Source organism: Roseateles sp. P5_E8 (assembly GCF_054177665.1).
Genome location: NZ_JBGCUM010000049.1, coordinates 13,345 through 39,457, shown reverse-complemented (window position 1 = coordinate 39,457; position 26,113 = coordinate 13,345). Strand labels below are relative to the sequence as shown.

The 26,113-nt window shown below is 69.5% G+C and carries 20 protein-coding genes; 11 read left to right on the top strand and 9 right to left on the bottom strand.

The features are described 5' to 3' along the window. From ACXRVZ_RS21970 to ACXRVZ_RS21950, 5 genes are all read right to left on the bottom strand, one after another. Positions 1 to 2,349, bottom strand: a 2,349-nt coding sequence (locus ACXRVZ_RS21970) for a protein kinase domain-containing protein (RefSeq protein ID WP_458232819.1), incomplete at its 3' end; no start/stop codon positions are given. Continuing rightward, positions 2,349 to 2,933, bottom strand: a complete 585-nt coding sequence (locus ACXRVZ_RS21965) for an ECF-type sigma factor (protein WP_457418333.1) — start codon at positions 2,931 to 2,933, stop codon at positions 2,349 to 2,351. The genes ACXRVZ_RS21970 and ACXRVZ_RS21965, both read right to left, overlap by 1 nt. A gap of 1 nt (position 2,934) precedes the next feature. Then, entirely contained in the window at positions 2,935 to 4,218 is a 1,284-nt protein-coding gene (locus ACXRVZ_RS21960) for a tryptophan--tRNA ligase (protein WP_457418335.1), read from the bottom strand. Positions 4,219 to 4,257: 39 nt separating this feature from the next. Beyond that, a complete protein-coding gene (locus ACXRVZ_RS21955) occupies positions 4,258 to 5,280 on the bottom strand; it encodes a LacI family DNA-binding transcriptional regulator (protein ID WP_457418337.1) in 1,023 nt (340 codons plus the stop codon). Between the two features lie 30 nt (positions 5,281 to 5,310). After that, a complete protein-coding gene (locus ACXRVZ_RS21950) occupies positions 5,311 to 7,239 on the bottom strand; it encodes a glycoside hydrolase family 3 protein (protein WP_457418339.1) in 1,929 nt (642 codons plus the stop codon). Positions 7,240 to 7,457: 218 nt separating this feature from the next. Between ACXRVZ_RS21950 and ACXRVZ_RS21945 the strand changes: the two genes are divergently transcribed. The 8 genes from ACXRVZ_RS21945 (at position 7,458) to ACXRVZ_RS21910 (ending at position 19,678) form a co-directional block, all read left to right on the top strand. Beyond that, positions 7,458 to 10,199, top strand: a complete 2,742-nt coding sequence (locus ACXRVZ_RS21945) for a TonB-dependent receptor (protein WP_457418341.1) — start codon at positions 7,458 to 7,460, stop codon at positions 10,197 to 10,199. 61 nt (positions 10,200 to 10,260) lie between these two features. Beyond that, the gene (locus tag ACXRVZ_RS21940; protein WP_457418343.1) at positions 10,261 to 11,607 is read left to right on the top strand and encodes a GH1 family beta-glucosidase; all 1,347 of its coding nucleotides are present in this window, start codon (positions 10,261 to 10,263) and stop codon (positions 11,605 to 11,607) included. Positions 11,608 to 11,752: 145 nt separating this feature from the next. Beyond that, a complete protein-coding gene (locus ACXRVZ_RS21935; RefSeq protein ID WP_457418345.1) occupies positions 11,753 to 12,985 on the top strand; it encodes an ABC transporter substrate-binding protein in 1,233 nt (410 codons plus the stop codon). Positions 12,986 to 13,148: 163 nt separating this feature from the next. Beyond that, positions 13,149 to 14,024 (top strand): carbohydrate ABC transporter permease, encoded by an 876-nt coding sequence (locus ACXRVZ_RS21930; protein WP_457418347.1) that lies wholly within the window; start codon positions 13,149 to 13,151, stop codon positions 14,022 to 14,024. Beyond that, positions 14,024 to 14,887 carry a carbohydrate ABC transporter permease gene (locus ACXRVZ_RS21925; RefSeq protein ID WP_457418349.1) on the top strand — a complete coding sequence of 288 codons (864 nt, stop codon included), beginning with the start codon at positions 14,024 to 14,026 and terminating at the stop codon, positions 14,885 to 14,887. Before ACXRVZ_RS21930 ends, ACXRVZ_RS21925 begins: the two co-directional genes overlap by 1 nt. After that, positions 14,884 to 15,939 carry an ABC transporter ATP-binding protein gene (locus ACXRVZ_RS21920; protein WP_457418351.1) on the top strand — a complete coding sequence of 352 codons (1,056 nt, stop codon included), beginning with the start codon at positions 14,884 to 14,886 and terminating at the stop codon, positions 15,937 to 15,939. Before ACXRVZ_RS21925 ends, ACXRVZ_RS21920 begins: the two co-directional genes overlap by 4 nt. A 12-nt stretch (positions 15,940 to 15,951) precedes the next feature. Continuing rightward, complete coding sequence (locus ACXRVZ_RS21915) at positions 15,952 to 17,334, top strand: glycoside hydrolase family 30 protein (protein ID WP_457418353.1); 1,383 nt, start codon at positions 15,952 to 15,954, stop codon at positions 17,332 to 17,334. Between the two features lie 100 nt (positions 17,335 to 17,434). Then, entirely contained in the window at positions 17,435 to 19,678 is a 2,244-nt protein-coding gene (locus ACXRVZ_RS21910; protein ID WP_457418355.1) for a putative bifunctional diguanylate cyclase/phosphodiesterase, read from the top strand. Here ACXRVZ_RS21910 and asd read toward each other — a convergent pair. Together asd and ACXRVZ_RS21900 are read right to left on the bottom strand one after the other, a co-directional pair. After that, positions 19,675 to 20,511: an archaetidylserine decarboxylase gene (gene asd, locus ACXRVZ_RS21905; protein WP_457418357.1), complete on the bottom strand. Its 837-nt coding sequence runs from the start codon at positions 20,509 to 20,511 to the stop codon at positions 19,675 to 19,677. The two genes, ACXRVZ_RS21910 and asd, sit on opposite strands and share 4 nt — an antisense overlap. 29 nt (positions 20,512 to 20,540) lie before the next feature. Further along, positions 20,541 to 20,867 carry a helix-turn-helix domain-containing protein gene (locus ACXRVZ_RS21900; protein ID WP_457418359.1) on the bottom strand — a complete coding sequence of 109 codons (327 nt, stop codon included), beginning with the start codon at positions 20,865 to 20,867 and terminating at the stop codon, positions 20,541 to 20,543. Positions 20,868 to 20,956: 89 nt separating this feature from the next. Between ACXRVZ_RS21900 and ACXRVZ_RS21895 the strand changes: the two genes are divergently transcribed. Both ACXRVZ_RS21895 and trhO read left to right on the top strand, forming a co-directional pair. Then, on the top strand, positions 20,957 to 21,322 hold the full coding sequence (locus ACXRVZ_RS21895; RefSeq protein ID WP_457418361.1) for a VOC family protein: 366 nt from the start codon (positions 20,957 to 20,959) through the stop codon (positions 21,320 to 21,322). 34 nt (positions 21,323 to 21,356) lie between these two features. Then, on the top strand, positions 21,357 to 22,151 hold the full coding sequence (gene trhO, locus ACXRVZ_RS21890) for an oxygen-dependent tRNA uridine(34) hydroxylase TrhO (protein WP_457418363.1): 795 nt from the start codon (positions 21,357 to 21,359) through the stop codon (positions 22,149 to 22,151). Positions 22,152 to 22,162: 11 nt separating this feature from the next. On the opposite strand, the gene ACXRVZ_RS21885 is transcribed toward trhO, so the two are convergent. Together ACXRVZ_RS21885 and ACXRVZ_RS21880 are read right to left on the bottom strand one after the other, a co-directional pair. Next, entirely contained in the window at positions 22,163 to 22,723 is a 561-nt protein-coding gene (locus ACXRVZ_RS21885) for a YfiR family protein (protein ID WP_457418365.1), read from the bottom strand. Further along, complete coding sequence (locus ACXRVZ_RS21880) at positions 22,711 to 24,618, bottom strand: TonB-dependent receptor plug domain-containing protein (protein ID WP_457418367.1); 1,908 nt, start codon at positions 24,616 to 24,618, stop codon at positions 22,711 to 22,713. Before ACXRVZ_RS21880 ends, ACXRVZ_RS21885 begins: the two co-directional genes overlap by 13 nt. A 165-nt stretch (positions 24,619 to 24,783) precedes the next feature. Between ACXRVZ_RS21880 and ACXRVZ_RS21875 the strand changes: the two genes are divergently transcribed. Beyond that, positions 24,784 to 26,112 (top strand): UDP-N-acetylglucosamine 1-carboxyvinyltransferase, encoded by a 1,329-nt coding sequence (locus ACXRVZ_RS21875; protein WP_457418369.1) that lies wholly within the window; start codon positions 24,784 to 24,786, stop codon positions 26,110 to 26,112. Position 26,113: the final 1 nt, after the last annotated feature.

Here is a 26,113-nt window from a genome sequence, read left to right as displayed (position 1 = left end):
CCCCAGCACCAGCAGGCCCTCGGCGCGGCGCACGTCGCCGATCAGCTCGGCGGCGTTSAGGCCTTCGAGCCGCTGCGAGGCGGCGGCCACGTCCTGCGCCGTTGCGTGGCCGCGCGCCAGCACTTGCGCTTCCAGCAGCGCGCCGCGGCGCAGCTCGCCGGTGACCGCATCCTCTGCGCCGGCGGCCTCGGTGTCGGCCTGGGCGCGCTCCAGCTGGGCGCGGGCGGCCTCGAACTCGCCAAGCTGCTGCAGGTAGATCGCCAGCTGCTGGCGCATCAGCGTGCTGCCGTGGTTGCCGGGTCGGGCCAGCGCGTCCCAGCGGGCGACGAGGTCGTCGCTGCGGGCGGTGGCCGCGCGCGCGTCTTCTGTGGCCAGGCGCCACAGGTTGAAGGCGTAGTTGCGCTCCAGCACCAGGGCAGGGCGCAGGCGTTCGGGCTGGCTGGGCCGCCACAGCGGGCGCGTCGTTTCCAGCAGCGCGAGGACCTCGCGCACGCGGCCTTCGCTGGTCAGCACGATGCTGGCATAACTCGTGAAGCGAGCGTGCTCCATGGGGTTGCTGGCGTTGACGACGTCGTTGGAGCGGCGGCCGATGTCCAGCTCGCGATGGGCATCGGCAAAACGGCCCATGCGCGCGTAAGCCACCAGCAGGTGCATGCGCGCGGCGTGGGACTGCGGGCTCAGCGCGCCAAAGCGCCGGTCCATGCGCGGGAGCACCGGCTCCAGCAGGTCGATGACCGGCTGGCCGCTGGCCACGGCGGAGTGGATGTTGGCCAGCGCAAAGGCGGCGTCGTCGGCCAGCGGGTGCTCGGGCCCGAAGGCCATGCGCGCATGGGCCAGCCGCGCCTGGGCCAGCTCGGCGGCCACGCCGAAGCGCTGCAGCGCGAAGTAGGTCTTGGTCAGCGCGTCGTAGATGCGGTCCTTGACCTGGGGCTGGTCGTCAAAGCGCTTGACCAGCTCACCGCGCTTGCGGTCCAGCAGCTCGGCGACGGTGGGCTGGCGGCCGCCGTTCTGGTCGGGGCTGGCGGCGCTCAGCACCTCGGTCAGGTAGGCCGTGACGGCATCGCTCTGCCTGGCCAACGCCTGAGCCTCATTGCGCTGCCACAGCGCTGCGCCCAGGCCCACGGTCAGCGCCGCCAGCACCAGCGCGCCGCCGATAGCGATGGCCAGGTTGCGCCGCGTCCACAGCCGCAGGCGCTGGCGCCAGTCCTCGGCGCGCACGCTGACCGGGCGCTGGGCCAGCCAGTGCTCCAGGTCGTCGATGAAGCTGCCGACGCTGGCGTAGCGCTCGGCGGCTTCCCTGCGCATGGCCTTGGCGGCCACGGCCTCCAGGTCGCCGGCGGCGCGGTCGGCGTCGGGCGGGCGGCCAGGGCCGGTGTCGAGCGCGGCGTCGTCGGCGGGGCCCAGCGTGCGCGTGATGCGGCGCGCCTCGCCGTGCAGCACCGCATGCTCCAGCGCCGTGCGGCTCAGGCCGCGCTTGCCGAAGGGCAGCTGGCCGCTGGCCAGCTCGTAGAGCATGACGCCCAGCGAGTAGATGTCGGCCGCCACGCCGATGGCGCCGCCGGTGATCTGCTCGGGCGCCGCGTAGGCCGGTGTCAGGCGGCGGCCGGCGAGTTGGGTCAGCTGGCTGTCGGTCTGCTGGCCGGAGTCGTCCAGCAGGCCTGCAATGCCGAAGTCCAGCAGCTTGGTGTTGCCGTTGTCATCAAGCACCACATTGCTGGGTTTGAGGTCGCGGTGGACGATGAGCTGGGCGTGGGCGTGCTCCACCGCGCGGGCAATGGCGACGAGCAGCCGCACCCGTTCAGTCAGCGCGAGGCCGCGCTCGCGTACATGCTCGGACAGCGTGCGCCCGGCCACGTACTCCAGCACGAGGAAGGCGCGGCCGCCTTGCTCGCCCGCGTCCAGCAGGCGCGCGATGCCGGGGTGGGTCAGGCGGCCCAGCAGCGCGCGTTCGCGGGCGAAGCGGGCGGCCAGGCCGCTGCTGGCGACGTCGTCGCGCAGCAGCTTGATGGCGGCCTCGCCCTGGTAGAGGCCGTCGGCCCGCTCGGCCCGCCAGACCTGGCCCATGCCGCCTTCGCCCAGCAGCTCGGCCAGGCACCAGGCGCCGAAGCGGTCGCCCGGCTTGGGGGCATCGGGCGCGGCTTGGCTGGGGTCGGCGAGTGCGTCGGCGAGCTGGCGGTCAAAGCCCAGGATGCCGGCCGTCGACGTTTCGTCCAGGCCTGCCAGCATGCGCGACAGCTGCGCGGCTTGCTCCGGCGGCAGCGTGGCAAGGCGGGCCCGACGGTCGGCGGCGGGGAGGTCTGCCAGCTCATCGAACAGCTGCGATAGCCGTTGCCAGTCGGCCGGCGTCATCAGTACACGGTGTTTGGTGGGTCGCCGAGCAGTTCCTGCAGCAGCGACCGGGCCTTCAGCAGCTCGCGGTTGATGCTGCGCGTGGACACATCGCGCAGCGTCGCGACCTCGGCGATGGACAGGCCCGCGAAGCCGATCATCTCGATCAGCTCGTAGAGGCCCGTGTCCAGCTCGCGCATGCGTTCCAGCGCCTGGTCCAGGCCGATCAGGTCGACCGCCTGGCTCTGCACGGCGGCCACGTCGTTGGCGGCCGAGAGGGTCACCATGATGGCGTCGCCACCGCGCTTGTCGCGGCCCTCGCTGCGCAGGTGGTCGATGACGACCGAGCGCAGCACGCGGCCGACGTAGGCGAAGAACTGGCCGCGTGTGTCGCCCTGCAGGCCTTGCTGGTCGGCCATGCGCAGAAAGCCTTCATGCACCAGGGCCGTGGTGTTCAGCCCGGCAGCATGGCCGCTCTGCGCCAGGCGGATGCGGGCCACGCGCTTGATCTCCGGGTAGAGCACCGCATAGAGCTGCTGCAGGGCCGCCGCATCGCCGCGCGATGTGCCGGCGAGAAGCTCGGTGATCGCGGGCGTGGTGACCACGTCAGTCCTCTTGGAAGGCGGCGAGGGCGGCCGTGATGTCGGCCTCGCTGGCCTCGCGCTGCACGGGCGCATCGGCCACCCAACCTTCACGCTTGAGCCGCGCCACCCACTGGCCCGCCTCGCGGCCTTGCTCGAAGCCGCTGCTCTGCAGCAGCAACTCGCCGCCAGCCGACAGCAGCTTGAAATAGAACTTGCCGTCCGCCTCGCGGTACTGCTTGAAGACCGGCAGCGCGGCCTTCTCTGCCTTGGCCTGGGTGGTTACCGCAGTGGCCGTGTAAGGCCGGAGGCCCACCGCCTCGCGCAGCCGCTTCAGGAAGGGGGCGGCGATGGCACGGGCCTTGGCGGCGCCGGCCTGCAGCGTGGCTTCCAACTGCTCGGGGTTGCTCATCAGCGCGGCGTAGCGCTCGCGCATCGGGCCGATCTGCGACTCGATCAGCGCGACCAGCTGCTGCTTGGCCTCGCCCCAGCCCAGCCCGGCGCGCAGCGCCGCGCGGAAGGCATTCCGCTGCTCGGGCGTGGCGAAGGCGTCGTAGATCGTGACAAGCGCCTGGCCGTCTGGGTTCTTGGGCTCGCCGGGCAGCTTGCTGTCCGTGACGATGCGCGCCACCGCCTCCTTCAGCGCCGCGCTGCCGCCCTCGAAGAGCGGGATGACGTTGTCATAGCTCTTGCTCATCTTGCGGCCGTCCAGGCCGGGCAGCAGTTCCATCTCGGCCTCGGTCACGGCCTCGGGCAGCGTGAACAGGTCCTGGCCCTTGCCGAACAGGTGGTTGAAGCGCTGGCCGACGTCGCGGGCCATCTCGATGTGCTGGATCTGGTCCTTGCCCACCGGCACCTTGTGGGCGTTGAACAGCAGGATGTCCGCCGCCATCAGCACCGGGTAGCTGAACAGGCCCAGGCTGACGTTGGCATCGGGCTCCTCGCCAGCGGCGACTGCGGCGTCCACGGCGGCCTTGTAGGCGTGCGCCCGGTTCATCTGGCCCTTGGCCGTCACGCAGGTCAGCAGCCAGGTCAGCTCGGGGATCTCGGGGATGTCGCTCTGGCGGTAGAAGGTGACGCGCTCCGGGTCCAGGCCGGCGGCCAGCCAGGTGGCGGCGATGGCGCGGCTGGAGTGGGCGATGCGGTCCGGCTCGTCGCACTTGATGAGCGCGTGGAAGTCGGCCATGAAGAAGAAGCTCTCCACGCCCGCCGCGCGGCTGGCGGCCACCGCCGGGCGGATGGCGCCGACGTAGTTGCCGAGGTGCAGGGTGCCGGTCGTGGTGATGCCGGTCAGGACGCGTTGGGACATGTCGGGGCTGAAGCCAAAAGTTCAGCCCGGATTGTGGCCTCAGCTTCGCTTTCGCGAGGGTGGTGCGGCCACTGATGCACGCCACGTGACGGTGATGTCGAACTGCCTGGATACCGGCAACTCTTCCTCGTAGCAGCGGTTCAGCAGCCAGTTCAGGCCGGCCAGCGTCACCTCGCGGCTGGGGATGTGCACCGAGGTCAGGCGCGGCGCGGCGAACTCGGCGCTGGGCGAGTCGTCGTAGCCCAGCACCGACACCTCGTGCGGCACCGACACGCCGCGCTCCTGGAAGTGCGCCAGCAGGCCGATGGCCATCTCGTCGTTGGCGCAGAAGACGGCGGTGGGCAGGCGCTTGCCGCCCAGCAGCACGGCGGCGGCATCCCAGCCGGCCTGGTTGGAGAAGTCGCCGGGCACGGTCTGCACCTTGGACACGTCCAGCCCGCGCAGCGCCAGCTCGCCCATGAAGCCGGCCAGGCGGGCGACGTTGTCGGGCGAGGTGGTGGGGCCGGAGATGACGGCGATGTCCTTGTGCTTGTGCTGCAGCAGCGCGCGCGCGGCCTGCACGCCGCCCTGGACATGGTCGGCCGTGAAGCACTGCTCCTTGATGCGGTCGAAGTGGCGATTCAGCACCACCACCTCGCGCGCCGCCGGGCCCAGGGCCTTGATGTCCTCGTCCTGGATGGCGTTGGACAGCACGATGAGGCCGTCGCAGTCGCGGTCGAGCAGGAAGCGCATCGCGTCGTTGGTTTCCTTGCGCTCGTCCTCGATGCCCTCGCCGAAGGCCACCACCATGTGCAGGCCCTTGCCGCGCAGCACCAGGTCGATGACGCGCAGGATGGGCGTGTAGTAGGTGCCGCGCAGGAAGGGGATGTAGACGCCAATCAGCTTGGACGTGCCATTGCCCAGCGAGCGCGCCGCGTGCGAGGGGCGGAACTTGAGCTGGGCGATGACCTTGCGCACCCGCTCGGCTGTGGCCGGCGCGACGGAACCGTTTCCGCTGATGACGCGCGAGGCTGTGCCCACGCCCACGCCCGCCACCCTTGCCACGTCCTTGATCGTTGCCATTTGCCCTCTAGGTTTGCGGGCCGAATTGAATCACAGGGGGCAGATGGCGGGGTCGGCCGGCTCGGGCAAAGGCTTGGTGTTTGCCTGGGTCTCCTGGCCACTCAAGCCGCCGCCGATGGGCCACCAGGGCCTGGCTTCGCGGCTGCTGAACTGGCAGGGACCGGCCGGCCAGGGGAAGGGCAGCCGCCCCTTGAAGCCGGGCCAGGCGGGCTCGCCCGCGGCGGGCGCCACCAGCAGGTCGGCCAGGCCGGCGCCCTCGCTGCCGGGCAGCCAGGCGGCGATGAAGGCGTCGCTCTTGTTGGCGAGGTCGTTCACATAGAGCGGCCGGCCCGAGTACAGCAGCGTGATGACCGGCACGCCGCGGCCGACGACCTTCTGCAGCACGGCCAGGTCGGCGGGGTGGCGGCGGCTGTGGCGCAGGTTTTCGGTGATGCGCACATCGCCCTCGCCCTCGGCATAGGGCGCCTCGCCCAGCACGGCAACGACAGCGTCGAAGCGGGTCGGGTCGCTCTTGCTGCCATCGGCGTCGAATGTGACTTGGGGCGCGCCCAGGCGCTGGCGCAGCGCGGCCAGCAGCGTTGTGCCTTGCGGGTAGTCGGCGTTGGTCGTGTCGCGGCCCTGCCAGGTCACGCTCCAGCCACCGGCCTGGCGTTTCATGTCGTCGGCCGACGCACCCACCACCAGCACGCGTGCCGTGCGCGGCAGCGGCAGCAGGCCGGGCTTGTGCTTGAGCAGCACGAGGGACTCGCGCACCGCACGACGGGCCAGTTCGGGCGCCTGCATGGCTTCCACCGTGGCGGGCACGCTCGTCGGCACGGACATGCTGAACTTCACGCGCAGGATGCGGCGCACGGCGTCGTCGAGGCGGCTCATGGGAATGCGCCCCTGCTCGACGGCGCGCACGGTGTTGGCGTGGAACGCTTTCCACATGAACGGCACCATGACGATGTCCATGCCGGCATTGATGGAGTCTGGGCAGTCGTCGTTCTTGCAGCCGGGCAGCTGGCCTATGCCGTCCCAGTCGCTGACGATGAGGCCGTCGAAGGCGAGGCGCTCCTTCAGCACGCCGGTCAGCAGCGTCTTGTTGCCGTGCATCTTGCCGTGCTCGGTGTAGCCGGCGCTGTCAGTCCAGCTGCTGAAGGAGGCCATGGCGGTCAGCACGCCGGCGTCCAGCGCGCCGAGGTAGCCGGCGCCGTGCACGGTGGCCAGTTCGGTGGGCGAGGCATGGGCCACGCCCTGGTCGATGCCGCGGCGTGTGCCGCCGTCGGCGATGTAGTGCTTGGCGGTGGCGAGCACGCCGCGGCCGTCCTTCAAGCCCTCCTGCAGGCCTTCGACCGAGGCCTGGCCGAGGCGACGCACCAGGGCCGGGTCGGCGCCGAAGCTCTCGTAGGTGCGGCCCCAGCGCACGTCCTGCACGACGGCCAGCGTGGGCGCGAAGGCCCAGTGCAGGCCGGTCGCGCGGATGGCGCGGGCGGTGGCGCGGCCGATGTCGCGCACGAGTTCGGCATTGCGCGTGGCGCCCAGGCCGATGTTGTGCGGGAAGAGCGTCGCGCCGCGCACGTTGTTGTGGCCGTGGACGGCGTCGGCGCCCCAGATCAGCGGGATGCCCGGCGTGGCCTGCAGCGCGGCGGCCTGGAACTGCTCGGACAGTTCGCGCCACTGCGCCGGCGTGGCGGCCTTGTTCATGCCCGGCCAACCGCCGCCGCCATTCAGCACGGTGCCGATGCCGTAGTCGCGCACCTCGTCAGGCGTGATGGCGCGGATCTCGGGCTGGGTGATCTGGCCGACCTTCTGGCGCAGCGTCAACGTCTTCAGCGCGGCCTCCACGCGGGCTTCAAGCGCCGCGTCGCGCACCGGCTGGCGAGCCGGCCAGGCCTGCACGATGGGGTCGATTTCAGCGGCGCCAGCCGTCGTGGCCAGCGCGAGCAGGCAGCCAAGTAGGGGTGAGGTGCGGGTCATCGTGGTCTGGGCGGTTGGGGCCGCGACGGTAGGTGTTGGCTAAATGAAACGTCAACCCCCGGGCGACTGCGATTGACAAGCGCAGTAGACACGAATTAGATTTGCGTCGCGGTTGGAACCGGTTCCACTTTTGCTTCACTTCCAGGCCTGGCCAGCCAGGGAGTGCCTGTGAGAGCCGTCCAAACCAGCGAACAAGACGAACCAGGAGAAGACAAGACATGACTCGCAACATCCAGCGTGCCGACGTGCACGCCCCTGCGGCCGGCGCCACCCAGCGGCGGCTGCGCCTCAACCCCATTGCCGCCGTGTGTGCCGGCCTGCTCAGCGCCTCGGCGCTGGCGCAGACCGCGCCTGCCACGGAGCAGAAGCTGGAGACCGTCACGGTGACGGGCTTCCGCGCCAGCCTCGAGTCCTCGATCAGCACCAAGCGCAATGCCGATGCCATCGTCGAGGCCATCTCGGCCGAGGACATCGGCAAGCTGCCCGACGTGTCCATCGCCGACGCCATCTCGCGCCTGCCGGGCCTCACGGCCCAGCGCGTGGCGGGCCGCTCGTCGGTCATCAGCATCCGCGGCATGGCGCCGCGCTATGGCGTCACGCTGCTGAACGGCCGCGAGATCGTCAGCACGGGCGACAACCGCTCGGTGGAGTACGACCAGTTCCCCTCGGAGTTGATCAACGCCGCCACTGTCTACAAGACGCCGGACCCCAGCCTGTCGTCCCAGGGCCTGTCGGGCACCGTCAACATGAAGACGCTGCGGCCGCTGGACTTCGGCACGTCGCAGCTGATCGTCGGCGGTCGCGTTGAGCGCAATTCCAACGGCTCGCTCAACCCCGAGATCTCCGGCACTGGCAACCGCCTGAGCGCCTCGTGGATCACGCAATCGGCCGACCGCAGCTGGGGCGCGGCCGTGGGCTTTGCCCACCTGGATTCGCCCAACCAGGAGAAGCACTACAAAAGCTGGTGGTGGGCCAACACCAGCGTCTGGGGTTCGCCGCTGCCCGGCACGCCCGACGACTCGGTGGCGCTCCAGGGCTTCGAGATTGGCGTGGCGTCGTCGCGCCAGAAGCGTGACGGCCTGATGGCGGTGCTGGAATACAAGCCCGGCAACGGCTTGCACAGCACGCTGGACCTGTACTACTCCCGCTTCAACCAGACCGAGGCGCGCCGCACGGTGATGTCCGACATGTCTGTCTGGTCGGGCGCCAGCTGGAGCGGCGCGCAGACGACGGTAGTCAACGGCGACAAGCTCGTCACCAGCGGCACGGTCAACACCGTCAACCCGGTCGCGCTGACGAGCTTCAACAAGCGCCACGACGAGATCCGTGCCATCGGCTGGAACAACGAGCTGAAGCTGGCGGACTGGAAGCTGGTGGCCGACCTCAGCTGGTCCAAGGCCAAGCGTGACGAGCAGAACGCCGAACTCGCGGCCGGCGCGCCGACGCGCGTCAGCTTGGGGCAGGTCAACATCGCCACCGGCGACGGCATCTCCACCTTCCATCCGAGCTTCGACTACGGTGACGGCAGCAAGGTCATGCTGACCGACCCGCCCGGCTGGGGCCGCGACGGCCGCAGCCAGTTCCCCAAGGTGCGCGACCAGATCAAGGCGCTCAAGCTGTCGGCCGGCCGCACGTTCGAGGGATTCTTCAGCAGCATCGAGGGCGGCCTGGACTATTCCGAGCGCGACAAGGACATGAACCGCACGGAGGTTTACTACAACCTCAAGAACAACCGCGCGCCGGTGCTGATCCCGGCCAACCTGCTGCGCACGCCGACCGACCTCAGCTTTGCCGGCAGCCCCATCCGCATGGTCAATTTCGATGTGCCCAGCGCGCTGAGCCTGTACGACGTCGTGCCTTCGTCGGCAGACCAGGCGCCGGGCCGCATCTGGTCGGTGCACGAGAAGATCACCGCCGCCTATGCCAAGCTGGGCTTCGAGGCCGACTGGGGCGTGCCGCTGCACGCCAGCCTGGGCCTGCGCGTGGTGCACGCCAAGCAGTGGAGCAACGGCCTGCTGTGGAACCCCAAGACCAGCGCCAGCGACCCCACCACCGGCGGCACCAGCTACACCGACGTGCTGCCCAGCCTCAACCTGTCCGCCGACCTGACGGCCAACACCATCCTGCGCTTCGGCCTGGCCAAGGTGCTGGCACGGCCCAACATGGAAGACATGCGCGCCGGCTTCTCGGGCATCAACGTTGGCGAGCAGGACCGCATGTGGTCGGCCAACGGCGGCAACGCCAATCTGGAGCCCTGGCGCGCGGACTCGGTGGACTTGTCGGTGGAGCGCTACTTTGGCAAGCGCAGCTATGTGGCGGCCGCAGCCTTCCACAAGAACATCAAGAACTTCGTCTACGGCCAGAGCATCCCGTTCGACTTCACCGGCTTCCCCAACCCGACGCAGTGGGTGCCCATCAGCAACATCGGCCTGCTGAACACGCAGGCCAACGGCCGGGGCGGCATGGTGGCCGGCACCGAGCTGAGCGGCTCCATCGACGGCTCGCTGTTCAGCCCGCAACTGGACGGCATCGGCATCTCGATGAGCTACTCCAACACGCGCAGCTCGCTGCACGAGGAGAACAACCCGAGCAAGCCGCTGGACGGGCTGTCGGGCGTGGCCACCAACTTCACCGTCTACTACGAGCGCGACGGCATCTCGGCCCGCGTCGGCAGCCGCCACCGCTCGCCGTTCGTGACGACGGTGCGCGGCACCTTCGGCGAGAACGTGCCCAGCATGATCCTGGGCGAGACCATCATCGACGCCCAGATCGGCTATGCCTTCGAGTCTGGCCCCTACAAGGGCTTGTCGCTGACGCTGCAGGTCAACAATCTGCGTGACCGGCCCTACCGCACCCGGGTGGGCATCTCGTCCGGCGCCAGCGACCCGAACTCGACGCTGCCCGAGCGCTACACGTCCTATGGCCGCCAGCTGCTGCTGGGCGGCAGCTACAAGTTCTGAGTGATTTCCTAGTTCTCTGACCCCGCGCCGGCTTCACTGCCGGCGCCTCCACATCCGAAGCATGAGCTCCAACACCGCCCCGAAACGCCAAGACTTCCCCGCCGACTTCCGTTGGGGCGTGTCCACCTCTTCCTTCCAGATCGAGGGCGCCGGCCGTGAAGACGGCAAGGGCGAGTCCATCTGGGACCGCTTCTGCGCGGAGCCCGGCCGCATCCGCGACGGCAGCAACGCGCTGGTCGCCTGCGACCACTACCACCTGTTCCCGCAGGACCTGGACATGGCCAAGGCGATGGGCGTCAACGCCTACCGCTTCTCCATCGCCTGGCCGCGCATCCTTCCCCAGGGTCGTGGCACCGTGAACGAAGCCGGCCTGGCCTTCTACGACCGCCTGGTGGACGGCATGCTGGAGCGCGGCCTGGACCCCTGGGCCACGCTCTACCACTGGGACCTGCCGCAGGCGCTGCAGGAGAAGGGCGGCTGGACCTCGCGCGACACCATCGCCGCCTTTGTCGAATACACCGACATCGTCACCCGCCGCCTGGGCGACCGCGTCAAGCACTGGATCACGCACAACGAGCCCTGGTGCTCCTGCATGATGAGCTACTGGGAGGGCGTGCACGCCCCCGGTGGCAAGAGCCTGGCCGACGGCATGCTGGCCTGCCACCATGTGCTGGTGTCGCACGGCCAAGCCATTCCGGTCATCCGCGCCAACTCGCCCGGCGCCGAGGTCGGCATCACGCTGAGCCTGCACCCCATCACGGCCGCGTCCGGCAGCCCCGAGGACGTGGCGGCACTGAAGCGCCATGACGGCCTGCGCAACCGCTGGTTCCTGGATCCGCTGTTCGGCCGTGGCTATCCGGCAGACACCCTCGAACTGCTCGGCGATGCCGCCCCCACCGTGCTGCCCGGCGACCTGGACGCCATCGCGACCCAAACCGATTTCCTCGGTGTGAACTACTACTTCCCCGAGGCGGTGAAAGATGACCCGGCCGGCGGCCCCATGCGCGCCAGCCTCGTCGACCAGGACGGCGTGGAGCGCACCGGCTTCGGCTGGGAGGTGTCGCCGCAGGGTCTGGTCGACCTGCTGACCCGCATCCAGCGCGACTACAACCCGCCGGTCATCCAGCTGACCGAGAACGGCTCCACCTTCGAGGACGTGCTGACCCCCGACGGCCGCGTGCACGACAAGGAGCGCCTGTCCTATCTGCAGCGCCACCTCGGCGCGCTCAAGCAGTCGATCGATGCCGGCGTGCCGGTCAAGGGCTACTTCGCCTGGAGCCTGCTGGACAACTTCGAGTGGGCCGAGGGCTATCTGCGCCGCTTTGGCCTGGCCTATGTGGACTACGCCACGCAGCAGCGCATTTTGAAGGATAGCGGCCTCTGGTATGGCCGGTTCTTGAATGAATGATTAACGGCAAGAACCCCGCAAATGACGGGGGTGCAAGCGGCTTCCAAGCAGTTTCTAAATGAAATATTACAGGGTCAGCCCTCAGGCGCGCCGCGGCTGACCGCGCGACACTGCGCACCGCCGCACCACAAGATTCGGAGACAAGATGAAGTTCCCCCGTCACGCCCTGGCCGCCGCCGTGCTCGCCAGCGCGGCCCTGCCCGCCTTCTCGCAAGCCCCGCTAAGGGCAGAAGTCATCCACTGGTGGACCTCGGGTGGCGAATCCGCCGCCGCCAAGACCCTGGCCGAGGCCTACAAGGCCCAGGGCGGCATCTGGGTGGACACCGCCGTCGCGCTGGGCGAGCAGGCGCGCTCCGTGGCCATCAACCGCATTGCCGGCGGCAACCCGCCCACGGCCGCGCAGTTCAACACCACGCAGCAGTTCCGCGACATCGTCGACCAGGGCTATCTGAACAACGTCGATGAGGTGGCCAAGCGCGACGGCTGGGACAAGTTCCTGCCCGAGACCGTGTTGCAGGCCATCAAGGTGAAGGGCCACTACTACGCCGCGCCGGTCAACATCCACAACATGACCTGGTTCTGGTTCTCCAAGGCCGCCTTCAAGAAGGCCGGCATCGCCGAGGAGCCCAAGACCTTCGACGAACTGTTTGCCGCGCTGGACAAGCTCAAGGCCGCCGGCATCGTGCCGCTGGCCCACGGCGGCCAGCCCTGGCAGGATGGCATCGTCTTCACCGCCACGCTGGCCCATTACGGCGGCCGCGAGCTCTACCTCAAGGTCTTCCGCGACCGCGACACCAAGGCCATCCTGGGCGAGGACTTCAAGAAGGTGCTGCTGGCCTACAAGCGCCTGCAAAGCTACACCGACAAGGGCTCGCCAGGCCGCAACTGGAACGACGCCACCGCCATGGTCATCAGCGGCCGCGGCGGCGTGCAGATCATGGGCGACTGGGCCAAGGGCGAGTTCGCCCAGGCCAAGCAGGAAGCCGGCAAGGACTACGGCTGCGCCCCCGGCTTCGGCCCCAAGGCGCCCTACATCATCCAGGGCGACGTGATGGTCTTCCCCAAGACCGACAAGCCCGACCAGATCAAGGCCCAGCAGCTGCTCGCCAGCGTCATCACGCAGCCGGCCACCCAGGTCGCCTTCAGCATGAAGAAGGGCTCCATCCCCATCCGCACCGACGTGGACGTCAGCAAGATGGACATGTGCGCGCAGATGGGCGTGGCGGCGATGAAGGACAAGTCGCGCCAGCTCGGCAACGGCGAGATCTACATCACGCCAGACCAGAACGGCGCCTTGCAGGACGTGATCACCGCGTACTGGAACCGCAGCATCCCGGTCGAGAAGGTCCAGAAGGACATCGTCTCCGCATTGCGATGAGGCCCCTCGCCCACTCTCGCCGCGCTGAACGCGCGCGAGCCCGGTCGGTCCCCCGCGGGGACGGCGATGCTCGCGGCATCGAGCCGCAAGCACATCGCCCGACGGGCCGGCTTGGGAGCGGCCCGGCGCTCGGCCCGAAACACTTCAGCTGGCAACGATTGACATGAAGATTCGCTCCCTCGCGGCCTGGGGCGCCTTGCTGCCCCTGGCCGTCATCGTCGGCGTCGGCTACGTGGGCACGGTGCTGTGGACCTTGCGCACGTCCATGTCCAGCTCGCGCACCTTCCCGCGTGACGACTTCGTCGGCCTGCAGCAATTCGAGCGCCTGCTGGAGAGCGACCGCTGGCAGCTCGCCATCCACAACCTCGCTGTGTACGGCGCGCTCTACATCGTGGCGGCCATGCTGCTGGGCTTTCTGCTGGCCGTCTTCATCGACCAGAAGGTGCGCGGCGAGGGCGTGCTGCGCACGGCCTTCCTCTACCCCTATGCGATGTCCTTCGTCGCCACGGGCCTGGTCTGGCAATGGGTGCTCAACCCGGAGAGCGGCCTGCAGAACGCGATGCAGAAGATGGGCTGGAGCAACTTCCAGTTCGACTGGATCGTCGACCAGGACATGGTCATCTACACCGTCGTCATCGCCGGCACCTGGCAAGGGGCAGGGCTGGTCATGGCGTTGATGCTGGCCGGCCTGCGCGGCATCGACGAGGAGATCTGGAAGGCCACCAAGCTGGACGGCATCCCGACCTGGCGCGTCTACCTGTCCGTCGTGCTGCCCATGATGGGCCCGACGCTGGCGACCGTCTTCACGCTGCTGGCCGTCGGCGTCGTCAAGGTCTTCGACACCGTCGTCGCCATGACCCAGGGCGGCCCAGGCATCGCCAGCGACGTGCCGGCCAAGTTCATCATGGACCACCTCTTCAGCCGCGCCAACCTGGGCCTGGCCTCGGCCGGCGCGGTGGTGCTGCTGCTGACCGTGCTCGCCCTCGTCGCGCCGCTCGCCTATGTGCGCAGCCGGCAGGCCGCGAAAGGGGGCCATTGATGGCCAAGCGCAAGGCAAGCGCCCGTTGGGCAAGGGTCGGCGTCTACGCCTTCCTGCTGTGCGCCGCAGCCTTCTTCCTGCTGCCGCTCTACATCATGCTGACGACCTCGTTCAAGAGCATGGAGGAGATCCGCCTCGGCCAGATCTTCTCGTTGCCCTCGGCACCGTCGCTGGATGCCTGGCGCGCCGCCTGGAGCGAGGCCTGCACCGGCGTCAGCTGCGAGGGCGTGCGCGGCGGCTTCTGGAACTCGGTCGCCATCGCCGTGCCGTCCATCGTGCTGCCCATCCTGCTCGGCGCGGTCAACGGCTATGCGCTGAGCTGGTGGAAGCCAAAGGGCGGCCAGTGGTTGTTCGGCATCCTGATGATGGGCGCCTTCATCCCCATCCAGGTGATGATCTACCCGCTCGTCAAGCTGGAGGCGGCCATCGGCATCTACAGCAGCCTGCCCGGCATCGTCGTCGTGCACCTGGTGTTTGCCATGCCCATCATGACGCTGCTGTTCCGCAACTACTACGCCAGCCTGCCGAGCGAACTGTTCAAGGCGGCGCGCGTGGATGGCGGCGGCTTCTGGCGCATCTTCGTGCAGCTGGTGCTGCCGATGTCCACGCCCATGCTCATCGTCGCGGCCATCATGCAGATCACCGGCGTGTGGAACGACTACATCCTGGGCCTGACCTTCGCCGGCCGCGAGCACCAGCCGATGACGGTGCAGCTCAACAACGTCATCAACACGACGACGGGCGAGCGCCTCTACAACCTCAACATGGCCGCGACGATCCTGACGTCCGCCGTGCCCTTGTTGGTCTATCTGATTTCCGGCCGCTGGTTCGTGCGCGGCATTGCAGCAGGCGCAGTCAAATGAGTGGCGTGAACATCCAGAGCCTGAGCATCCGCTTCGGCCACAACGAGGTCATCAAGAACCTCGACCTGCAAGTCCACGAGGGCGAATTCCTCGTGCTGCTCGGCCCTTCGGGCTGCGGCAAGTCGACGCTACTGCACAGCATCGCCGGCCTCATCGACGTGAGCGGCGGCAGCATCCATATTGGCGGCCACGACATGACCGACGCCGAGCCGTCCGAGCGCGGCATCGGCATGGTCTTCCAGAGCTACGCGCTGTACCCGACGATGACGGTGGAGCGCAACATGTCCTTCGGTCCGCGCGTGGCCGGCGTGCCCAAGGCCGAGATCGAACGCCGTGTGAAGCGCGCGGCCGACATGCTGCAGCTGACGCCGCTGCTGGGCCGCAAGCCGGCGCAGCTGTCCGGCGGCCAGCGCCAGCGTGTCGCCATCGGCCGGGCGCTGGTGCGCGAGGCCGGCGTCTTCCTGTTCGACGAGCCGCTCTCCAACCTCGACGCCAAGCTGCGCGCCGAGCTGCGCCGCGAGCTCAAGCTGCTGCACCAGACGCTGGGCAACACGATGATCTACGTGACGCACGACCAGGTCGAGGCCATGACGCTGGCCTCGCGCATCGTCGTCATGAAGAGCGGCGTCATCCAGCAGATCGGCACGCCCAGCGACGTCTACGAGCAGCCGGCCAACCTCTTCGTCGCTGGCTTCCTGGGCTCGCCGGCCATCAACCTCGTGCCGGCCAAGGTCGGTGCGGACGGCGTCTCGCTCGAAGGCGTGCTGCCGCTGCAACTTGCCGCCGGTCGCGTCAAGCCGGGCCAGAACCTCGTGCTGGGCGTGCGGCCCGAGCATGTGCGCCTGCAGGAGGGTGGCCGCTGGCGCGCCACCGTCCAGCTCGTCGAACCCATGGGCAACCACCAGGTCGTCTGGATGACGCTGGGCGACCAAGGCTTCTCGGTCCTCGTGCACGACGGCCGCCGCATCGCTGCCGGCGACGTGCTGGCCTTCGACATCGACGAGTCCCTGCTGAGCGTCTTCGACGCGACCAGCGAGTTGCGCCTGAGCTAACCCCCCACCGCCATGAAACACCTCCTTCTGGCCCTGACGGTCGCCCTCGTCTCGGGTGCTAACGCTGCACCTGTACGGGCCTTCTTGACCACTGGCGACCAGCGGAACCTGCTGTCGCCGAGCACGGTCACCGCGCCCGCCAAGGCCGACGCCGTCATCCGCATCGACCCCAAACGCCAGCACCAGCGCATCGCCGGCTTCGGCGCCGCCATCACCGAGGGCTCGGCCTGGCTGATGCGTCACGGCATGAGCGAGCCGCAGCGCGACGCCTTGATGCGCGAGCTGTTCACGCGCGAGAACGGCGGCGTCGGCTTCGAGCTGACCCGGCTGACCATCGCCGCTTCGGACTTCTCGCGCCGCCACTACAGCCTGGACGATATGCCGCCGGGCCAGACCGATCCCGAGCTCAAGCACTTCTCGCTGGCGCCCGAGCGCGACGACGTGATCCCCGCGACCAAGCAGGCGCTCGCGCTCGACCCCAGGCTTCAGGTCATGGCCTCGCCCTGGAGCGCGCCGGGCTGGATGAAGACGACCGACAGCCTCGTGCAAGGCCAGCTCAAGCCCGAGTTCTACGGCTCTTTTGCCAAGTACATGGTGCGTTATGTGCAGGCCATGCAGGCCGAGGGCGTGCCCATCTTTGCGCTGACGCTGCAGAACGAGCCCCACTTCGAGCCGCCCGACTATCCCGGCATGCGCATGACGCCCGCCACCCGCGCCGCAGTCGTCGGCCAGCATCTCGGCCCCTTGCTGAAAGCCAAGGGCATGACCACGCAGATCCTGGAGTGGGACCACAACTGGGACGAGCCCTGGAGCCCGCTGTCCATGCTGTCCGACGCGACGGCGCGCCAGTTTGTGTCGGGCGTGGCCTGGCATTGCTATGCCGGCGACGTGGCGGCGCAGTCGCAGGTGGCCCGGCACTTCCCCGCGCTGGACGTGTGGTTCACCGAATGCTCCGGTGGCGAATGGAAGCCGCAGTGGGCCGAGACCCTGCCCTGGATGATGCGCAACCTCATCATCGGCAGCACCCGCCACGGCGCGCGTGGCGTGCTGATGTGGAACCTGGCGCTGGACCCGGCCCACGGCCCGCACCTGGGCGGCTGCAAGGACTGCCGCGGCGTCGTCACCATCGACCCCAAGACCGGCACTGTCACGCGCAACATCGAGTACTACGCCTTCGGCCATGCCAGCCGTTTCGTCTACCAGGGCGCGCGGCGGGTCGACTCCAGCGGCGACGTGAAGGGGCTGGACCACGTCGCCTTCACCAACCCCGACGGCAGCACCATCCTCATCGTCAGCAACTCCGGCGCCAGGGCGCAGCGCTTCACGGTGCAGGCGCCGGGCAGACGCTTCGCCTACGAGCTGCCCGCCAGCGGCGTCGTCACTTTCACCTGGTGACGCGCGCCGCCCGTCCGGCCCGCCGTGACATCCGGCCGAAGTCCTGACGCGGAACTTTTACCCATGGCGTGACCCGGGGTGGCGTCGCTAGGATGCCCCGATGACCGGGTTCCTCTTGATCAGCACCAGCTTGATCGCCATGCTCGGCGTGGCACTGCTGGTGCTGGCCCGGCTGGAGCCCGGCCATCCGCACATCAGCGACTGGGGCTGGAGCCATGTGACGCTGGCCATTGGCCTGACGCTGGGCGTCGCGCTCGCGCCACCCGACCTGAACTCGCTGCGCTACCAGGCCCAGGCCACGGCCGCCACGGCCTGCATCATCGCGTCGCTGGCACTGGAACTCGCCGGCGCCGCGCGCTACAGCGGCCGGCCCTGGCGCTGGGCACGCAACGCACCGCTGTTCGGTGCGCTGCTGGGCGTCATCCTCGCGCTCGCCCTGCTGGACCAACGCTACGCCGTCGTCGTTGCGGCGCTCGTGCTGACGGGTGGCGCCTGGCTGGCGGCGTCCTGGCTGTGGCGCAACGGCGCGCGGGCCGAGCGTTTCGTCGCGGCCTGCTTCATCGCCTCGGGCCTGGTCCACCTCAGCGGCCCGGTGCTGGACCCGCTGGCCCGCTCCATCGTCACCCACATCCTCGGCACCTATGTCCATGTGGCGCTGGCCATGGCCCTCATCCTGCTGTCGGTGCGGCGCGCCCACCGCGAGACCGAGCGGGTCAATTCACGGTTGCGTCAGGTCTACGAGCAGTCCATGCAAGGCCTGGTGGTCGTCAGCGAGGGCCGGGCCGTCTACGCCAACCCTGCCGCGCTGGCGATGTTCGGCCTGGAGCAGGTCGGTGTCCGGTCCATTGAGACCGTCATTGCGCCGGCCGATGTCGAAGGCTCGCGCGCGCGCTATGCCCAGCTGATGCGCCAGCGCGGCGGCCAGGTCGCATGGGAGGGCGAACGCTACCGCGCCGACGGCAGCGCCATCTATGTGCGCGGCCTGTCCAGCTACTTCGAATGGGACGGCGGCCCGGCCCTGATGGTGCTGATGCTGGACGACACCGAGCGCCACCGCGCCACCGAGGCCTTGCGCCGCCAGGCCCTGCACGACGAACTCACCGACCTGCCCAACCGCCACGCCGCGCTGGCCCGCCTGGCCGAGCTGACGGCGCCCGGCAGCCCCGGCTTTGCGCTGCTGTCGGCCGACCTGGATCGCTTCCAGCTCGTCAACGAAAGCCTGGGCCATGAGACCGGCGACGCGCTGCTGCAGGCCATTGCCGCGCGGTTGCGCGCGGCCCTGCCGCCCGACGCGCTGCTGGCCCGCCTGGGCGAAGACCAGTTCCTGCTGCTGCAGCCCGGCGTCACTGACGATGCCGCCGCCGTGCTGGCCGGTCAGCGCCTGCTGGCGCTGCTGAACGCGCCCTTCGCCGTGGGCCACCGGGCGCTGTATGTGCACATGTCGGTCGGCATCGCGCGCTTCCCGGCGCATGGGGCGGACGGCGCGGCCCTGCTGAGCGCGGCCGACATCGCCATGCACCAGGCCAAGCAGCAGGCCGGCCCGGCGGCGGTGGCCTACCAGCCCGGCATGGCGGCCGGCGCGGGCGGGCTGCTGGAGATCGAGCAGGCGCTGGCCGCGGCCATCGAGCAGCAGGAGTTCCAGCTCGACTACCAGCCCAAGTTCGCCGCCCACACGCGCCACCTCGTCGGCTTCGAGGCCCTGGTGCGCTGGCAGCGGCCGGGCCAGGGCCGCGTCAGCCCGGCCGATTTCATCCCCGCCGCCGAGCGCACCGGCCAGATCGTCGCCCTGGGCGCCCTCATCCTGCACCAGGCCGCCCAGCAGCTGCGCGCCTGGCAGCAGCGCGGCCTGGCGGTGCTGCCGGTGGCCGTCAATGTGTCGCCGCTGCAGTTCGAGGACCCCGGCTTCGCCGACTGGCTGCTGGCCCTGGTGCAGGCCCACGGCGTGGCGCCGGCGCTGCTGGAGGTCGAGATCACCGAGACCGCCGCCATGACCCACATGGACCGCGTGCTGCCGCAGTTGGCGCGACTGCGCGACGCTGGTGTCGGCGTGGCGTTTGACGACTTCGGCACCGGCCAGAGCTCGCTGACGCTGCTGCGCCGCCTGCCCATCACCACGCTCAAGCTCGACCGCAGCATGGTCGACCCGCTGCCCGAGCCGTCGGCGGGTGCCGTCGTGCGCGCCGCCTGCGTGCTGGCCGGGTCACTGGGCCTCGCCATCGTCGCGGAGGGCGTCGAGACCGAAGCCCAGGCGGCCGAGGTCGAGCGCCTGGGCTGCACGCATCTGCAGGGCTGGCTGCTGGGCCGCCCGCTGGCTGCGGACGTGGCCGGCGCGCTGCTGGCCTAACGTGCCATCCACTCGCCCATGCGGATCGCGCCGCCGGGCTGCCAGCTGTCGTTGAACTTCAGCCCGCTCTTCTCGAACAGCATGACGACGGTGGAGCCCAGCAGGAAGCGGCCCATCTCGTCGCCTTGCGCCAGCGTGACCTGGCCGGGCGCGTAGTCCCACTCCCGCACGGGACCGCTGCGGCTGACGGGCCCGTGCCATACGGTCGTCATGCTGCCGACGATGGTGGCGCCCACCAGCACCAGCACCCAGGTGCCCAGGGTGTCGTTCTCGAACACGCAGACCACCCGCTCATTGCGCGCGAACAGCCCCGGCACGCCGCGCGCCGTCGTCGGGTTCACCGAGAACAGCTCGCCCGGCACATGCACCATGCGCACCAGCCGCCCCGCGGCGGGCATGTGGATGCGGTGGTAGTCCTTGGGGCTGAGGTAGAGGTTGGCGAACAGGCCGTCCTGGAACTTGGCGGCCAGTTGCGCGTCGCCACCCACCAGCGCCGTGGTGGAGAACGCCTGTCCCTTGGCCTGGTAGACCTGATCGCCCTCGATGCGGCCGATCTGACTGATGGAGCCGTCCACCGGGCAGATCAGCGGCGCCTCGGCCAGCGGCCGGGCGCCGGGCTTCAAGGCGCGCGTGAAGAAGTCGTTGAAGGTGGCATAGGCCGTGATGTTGGGCTCGGCCGCCTCGGCCATGTTGACGCCGTAGCGCGCCACGAAGCGGCGGATGATCGATGTCGTCACGCTGCCCCACTCGCTGGATGCGACGAACTTGGCCAAGCGCGTCATCGCCATCTTGGGCATCAGGTATTGGGGCAGTACGGCGAGGCGGTCGGACATGCTTAAGGGCCGAAAAGCGGTCGCGGATTCTAGGAGCCACGCCACGGCGTGGCGACCCGGCGCAGCGGTGCGGTCGTCGTCGCCGCCAGGTCGGCGTCCAGCAGGCCGCGGCGCTTCAGGTGGCGGACGGCGGTCTGCACCGTCGACTTGGCCAGCCCGGTGCGCGTGGCGATCTCCTGCAGGCTCAGTGGCACGGCGTCCGCGCGGCGGCGCTGGGCCTCGCAGGCCAGGCAGAGGTAGACGAGGAAGGCCGAGGGCCGGCGGTCATGACCGCAGAGATCGGCCATCAGCGTGTCGATGACGTAGCTGTCGATCTGGTGCGTGGCGGGAGAAGCGCGAGACAAGGCCTTGTGCATACCGATGAATGCTATAGCAGCGGTCGGCCGCGTGCGGCTTCGGCGCTCCCAGAATGAGCGCCACGCCCACCACTCCTGCTGCCGCCACCATGATCACCCACGTCAAGTTCATCGGCGTCCCGGTCGCCGACCCCGCCCGCGCGCTGGCCTTCTACCGCGACCAGCTCGGCTTCGCCGTCGCCACCGACCAGCCCATGGGCCCGGGCAAGCGCTGGATCGAGCTGCGCATCGGCCACTCGGCAACGCGCGTCGTGCTGTTCACGCCCGAGGGCCATGAGGATCGCATCGGCACCTTCTTCAACGGCTCCATCGCCTGCGACGACGTCGAGGCCACCTACCGCCAACTGCAGCAGCGCGGCGTCGAGTTCGTCGAGCCGCCAGCGGCCCAGCCCTGGGGCACGTTCGCCAAGTTCAAGGACTCCGAGGGCAACGTCTTCGTGCTGTCGTCGAGCTGAGGCCGCTGGCGCCTCGGCGCGACAATCCGCGCCGATGTCCCTGGTCCACAGCTCTTTCTACCGCTTCACGCCGGTGGCTGACCCCACCGCCTTCGCCGCATGGCTGCGCGAGGCGGCTCGTGGGTTGGGCGGCGTCATCCTCGTCGCCACCGAGGGCCTGAGCGCCGCCATCGCTGGCGAGGCCGAGGCCGTGCAGGCCTTCGAGGACCGGCTGCAGGCCCAGCCCGGTTTCGCCGACCTGCACTTCAAGCACAACACCTGCGAGCGTTCGCCCTTCAGCCTGCTGAAGGTGTCTGTCAAGCGCGAGATCGTCGCCTTCGGCATCCCCGGCGTCAGTGCCGAGGACACCGGCACCCACGTCAGCCCGCAGCGCTGGCGCGAGCTGCTGGCCGACCCCGACACCGTCGTGCTCGACAACCGCAACACGTTCGAGTTCAAGCTCGGCCGCTTCCGTGGCGCCGTCGATCCCGGCGTGGCCCACTTCCGCGACTTCCCGGCCTATGTCGAAGCGCACCGCGACGAGTGGCAGGGCAAGACCGTCGCGATGTACTGCACCGGCGGCATCCGCTGCGAGAAGACGGCGGCCTGGATGCAGGAGCGCGGTCTCAACGTCGCCCAGCTCGACGGCGGCATCCTGAACTTTCTGGAAGCCTTCCCCGATGCGGCGGCCGACTGGGAAGGCGAGTGCTATGTCTTCGACAAGCGCATCGCCATCGATGCGGCAGGGCATGAGACCGGCACGACGGCCGAACAAGTCTTCAGCGACCCGGCGGACGCCTGGCGGCTTGCGCGGGCAAAGCGGCTGGATCCCGAGGACGGCGCCGCCTGAGGCCAGTGTCCTCAGCGCGTCGCCGCATGCACCTTGTGCGCGACGGACAGCAGCCGCGAGCTCAGTTTCAGGCCGGCCCGGTCGGCGCCGTCGAGCAGCACATCGAAACGCACGCGCCCGCCCACGACCAGGAAGTGAATGGCGCTGGCACGCGGCGGCGGCTCGCCGGGCGCGCCCTCGCTGACGAGCAGCAGCCCGCGCCGCGCGCTGGCTGTTTCGCCCTGAGCGAGGAACAGCAGGTGCAGGCCCGGGTCGGCATCGGCCGCGCGCACGCGCCGCACCTGCACCGGCCGCGCCTGCACCGTGCGCCCCTGCACGGCCTGGCTCAGCTCGCCGAGCATGGCTTCCGAGCCCTGCACGCCAATGACAAAGGGCGCATCCGGTGCGCCCAGCGCACCCTCGGGCCAGTCCACATAGGCCGTGAACTTGTAGAGGAACTCGGCCTTGATGCGCACCTCGCCGCCGTCGTCGTCGGACTGTGCGCGGCCCGTGCCGGCCATCAGCAAACCCAGCGCAAGGGCCCATGCGAGGCCCAGCAACGGCCGGCGCCGCGTGGGTGTCACGGTGTCCACCGCAGCTGCGCGTAGGCCTCGGGCCCGAAGACGCTGCGGCCCGGCGCGGTATTGGCCTCCGGATGGCGGCCGTGCAGCAAGTTGCGGCCGCCCAGCGTCAACGCCAGGTGGGGCGTGGCGCGCCAGCCATAGCTGAAGTCCATCACCGTGTAGGCAGGCACGACCGGCTGCGGCAGCGCGGCGACATGGCGCAGCGCCACGTCCAGCTCGTGGCGGTCCGCGGGCTGCAGCGTGGCGCGCAGCTGCCATTGCCGCGGCGGATCGTTGCCCAGGGCAGGCGGCCCCACCGGGTCGCGACTGCCCGGCTGCACGGCCAGGTCCTGCCGCAGGTGGTTGAAGCCGGCGCTCCAGCGCAGCCAGGGCAGCGGCTGCCAGTGGCCCCAGGCTTCAAGGCCCCAGCTGTTGCCGGCGATCATGTTCTGCACCACGGCATTGGGCGACGGCTGGCCGCTGCGCAGCTTCTGCCAGTCGTGGTGGTAGAGGGTCAGCGCATAACTCAGCGTGCTGCTCGGTTGGCCGCGGTGGCCCAGCTCGACCACGCGCGCGACCTCCGACACGAAGTCGGGCCCGCCCGCGATGATGAAGGGCGGCTTAGGCGGCAGGCGCAGGTCGCGGTCCAGCCGGGCCGGCGCGCGCACCGCGCGCGACAGCGAGGCCCACCACWGCCAGCGGGCCGACGGCGACCAGGCCAGGCGCAGCGACGGCAGCGTCTCCCAGCCCGTGTAGTCGTTGTGCTCGAACTTCGTGCCGGCCGTCAGCCGCCAGCCGTCCGCCAGGTGCAGTTCGTCCTGCACGAACACGTTGTGCCACTGCTGCTTCGCGTGGTCGGGCGTGAAGCCGAACAGCAGCCCGGGCACGACGTGGTCGCGCGCGCCGCGCCAGCCGCCACCCCAGTCGATCTGGTGCGCGCCCCAGGCCAGGCTGTGCTGGGCCTCCAGGTCCAGCACCGTGAAGCGCGGGCTGTACAGGATCGCGTCCTCGCGCCGCGCATGGTCGTAGTAGGCCTGCAGGCGCAGCCGCGAGCCGCCGTCCAGCCGGCCGGTCCAGCGCGCCAGCAGGTTCTCGCCCGACGTGCTCACGCCGCCGAGGTTGCGTGCGCCGTTGATGCGGTCCGCCGTGTCGCCGCGGTAGATGTCACCCTGCACGGTCAGCCCGTCCTCGCCGCTCAGCCAGTCGGCGCGCCAGCCCAGCTGCCAGCGCCGCGACTTGTCCGTCACGGCCACGCCGGCTTCGGTCTCGCTGGCATCGCGCTGCTGCAGCTTGGCGTAGGCGCGCCAGTGGCCTTGCAGCGGCAGCGTGCCGCCGTGGCGCAGGGCGGCGGCACGCTCGTCCGTGCCGGCATCGACGCGCAGCAGCGGCCCCGTTTCCACTGCGGGCCGGCGGATGATGTTGATCACCCCATTGACGGCGTTCGTGCCCCAGACGCTGCCGCCCGGGCCGCTGATGACCTCGATGCGGGCGATGTCGTCCAGCAGCACGTCCTGCTGGTCCCATTGCACGCCGGAGAAATAGGGCGCGTAGACCGTGCGGCCGTCGATCAGCACCAGCAGCTTGTTGCCCACCGAGTCGTTGAAGCCGCGGGCGCTGATGGCGTACTGATTGGCGTTGAGCCGCGCGACCTGGAGGTTGGGCGCCAGCAGCAGCGCCTCGGGCAGGCTGCGCGCGCCGGAGCGCCGTATCGCGTCGGCGCTGATCACGTACAGCGAGGCCGGGACCTGCGCCAGCTTCTCGCGGCGCCGCGACACCGAGCTGATTTCGATGTTGGACAGCTGCTCCAGCGACAGCTCGCTCAGGTCCTGCGCTGCCGCAGGGGCGGCCAGCAGCGCCAGCAGCCCGGCGGCGCCGACGCGGCGGTAGGTGGGGCGAGGCCTGTCCTCGTCAGTTGGCTGGCGCACGGATCACCTCGCTGTCGGTTGGGGTCTGGCATGACCCGGACTTGTCGCGGCAGCATAACAACGCAACCCATGGGATACGGCGTCGCCGGCGCCCATCGATAAGCCCGTGGCCGGCGGGGTCGCGCGAAAGCCCGACAATCGGGGCCTCTTCGCGAGCACCATTTCATGTCCCACCTGATCGTCCATGGCGGCACGCCCCTTTCGGGCCGCATCACCCCCTCGGCCAACAAGAACGCCGTTCTGCCCATCCTGTGCGCGACGCTGCTGACCAAGCAGCCGGTGCGCCTGCGCGGCGTGCCCGAGATCACCGACGTGAAGAAGATCGTCGAGGTCTTCCGCAAGCTCGGCTCGCAGGTCGAGCTGGACTTCAAGACCGGCATCCTTGACGTCCATCACCGCGACACCCACTTCGACCCGGCCACCGACCGCCTGCCCGAGGAGATGCGCTCGTCCATCATGCTGGTGCCCGGCCTGATGGCCCGCTTCGGCGCGGCGCGCATCGAGGACGACGTCAAGGGCTGCACGCTGGGCGCCCGCGAGATCGACCCGCATGTGGAGGTCTTCCAGCGCTTCGGCGCCAGCGTCGAGCGCCATCCCGACGGCCTGGTGGTGCGGGTGGTGCAGCAGGCGGATGTGGGCGCCCCCAGCGGCCGACTGCAAGCCAACGACCACTGGACCGACTACGCCTCCGTCACGACGACCGAGAACTTCGTCCTCTGTGCGGCGCTGGCCGACGGCGTCTCGACGCTGACCAACGCCGCCAGCGAGCCGCATGTGCAGGAGTTCTGCAATTTCATGTCGTTGCTGGGCGCGAAGATCGAAGGCCACGGCACGTCCAAGCTGAAGATCACCGGCGTGGCCGAACTCGGCGGCGCCGACTACACCTTCACCGAAGACTTCCACGAGATCGTCACCTTCCTCGCGTTAGGCGCCATCACCGGCGGCAATGTGCAGGTCAAGAACGGTGCGCCGGAGATGTTCCCGCTGCTGGACCGCACCTTCGCCAAGTTCGGCGTGCAGATCGTCCATGAAGACGGCTGGAGCCGCTGTGTGACCGACGGCCCGCTGAAGGTGAAGGAGCCCTTCACGCGCAACATCCTGCAAAAGGTCGAGGCCGCGCCCTGGCCCTATGTGCCGGTGGACCTGCTGCCCATCTTCGTGGCCCTGGGCGTCAAGGCCGAAGGCAGCGTGATGTTCTGGAACAAGGTCTACGACGGCGCGATGGGCTGGACGTCGGAGCTGGCCAAGTTCGGCGCGCATGCCTTCCTATCCGACCCGCACCGCATGATCACCTTCGGCGGCAAGCCGTTGAGCCCGGCGGAGGTGGAGAGCCCCTACATCATCCGCGTCGCCATCGCGCTGCTGATGGTGGCGGCCAGCATCCCGGGCAAGAGCGTGATCAAGAACGCGACGCCCATCCGCCGCGCCCACCCGAACTTCGTCGAGCACATCGGCGAGCTGGGCGCCCGCATGGAGTGGGTCGAGGGGGACTGAC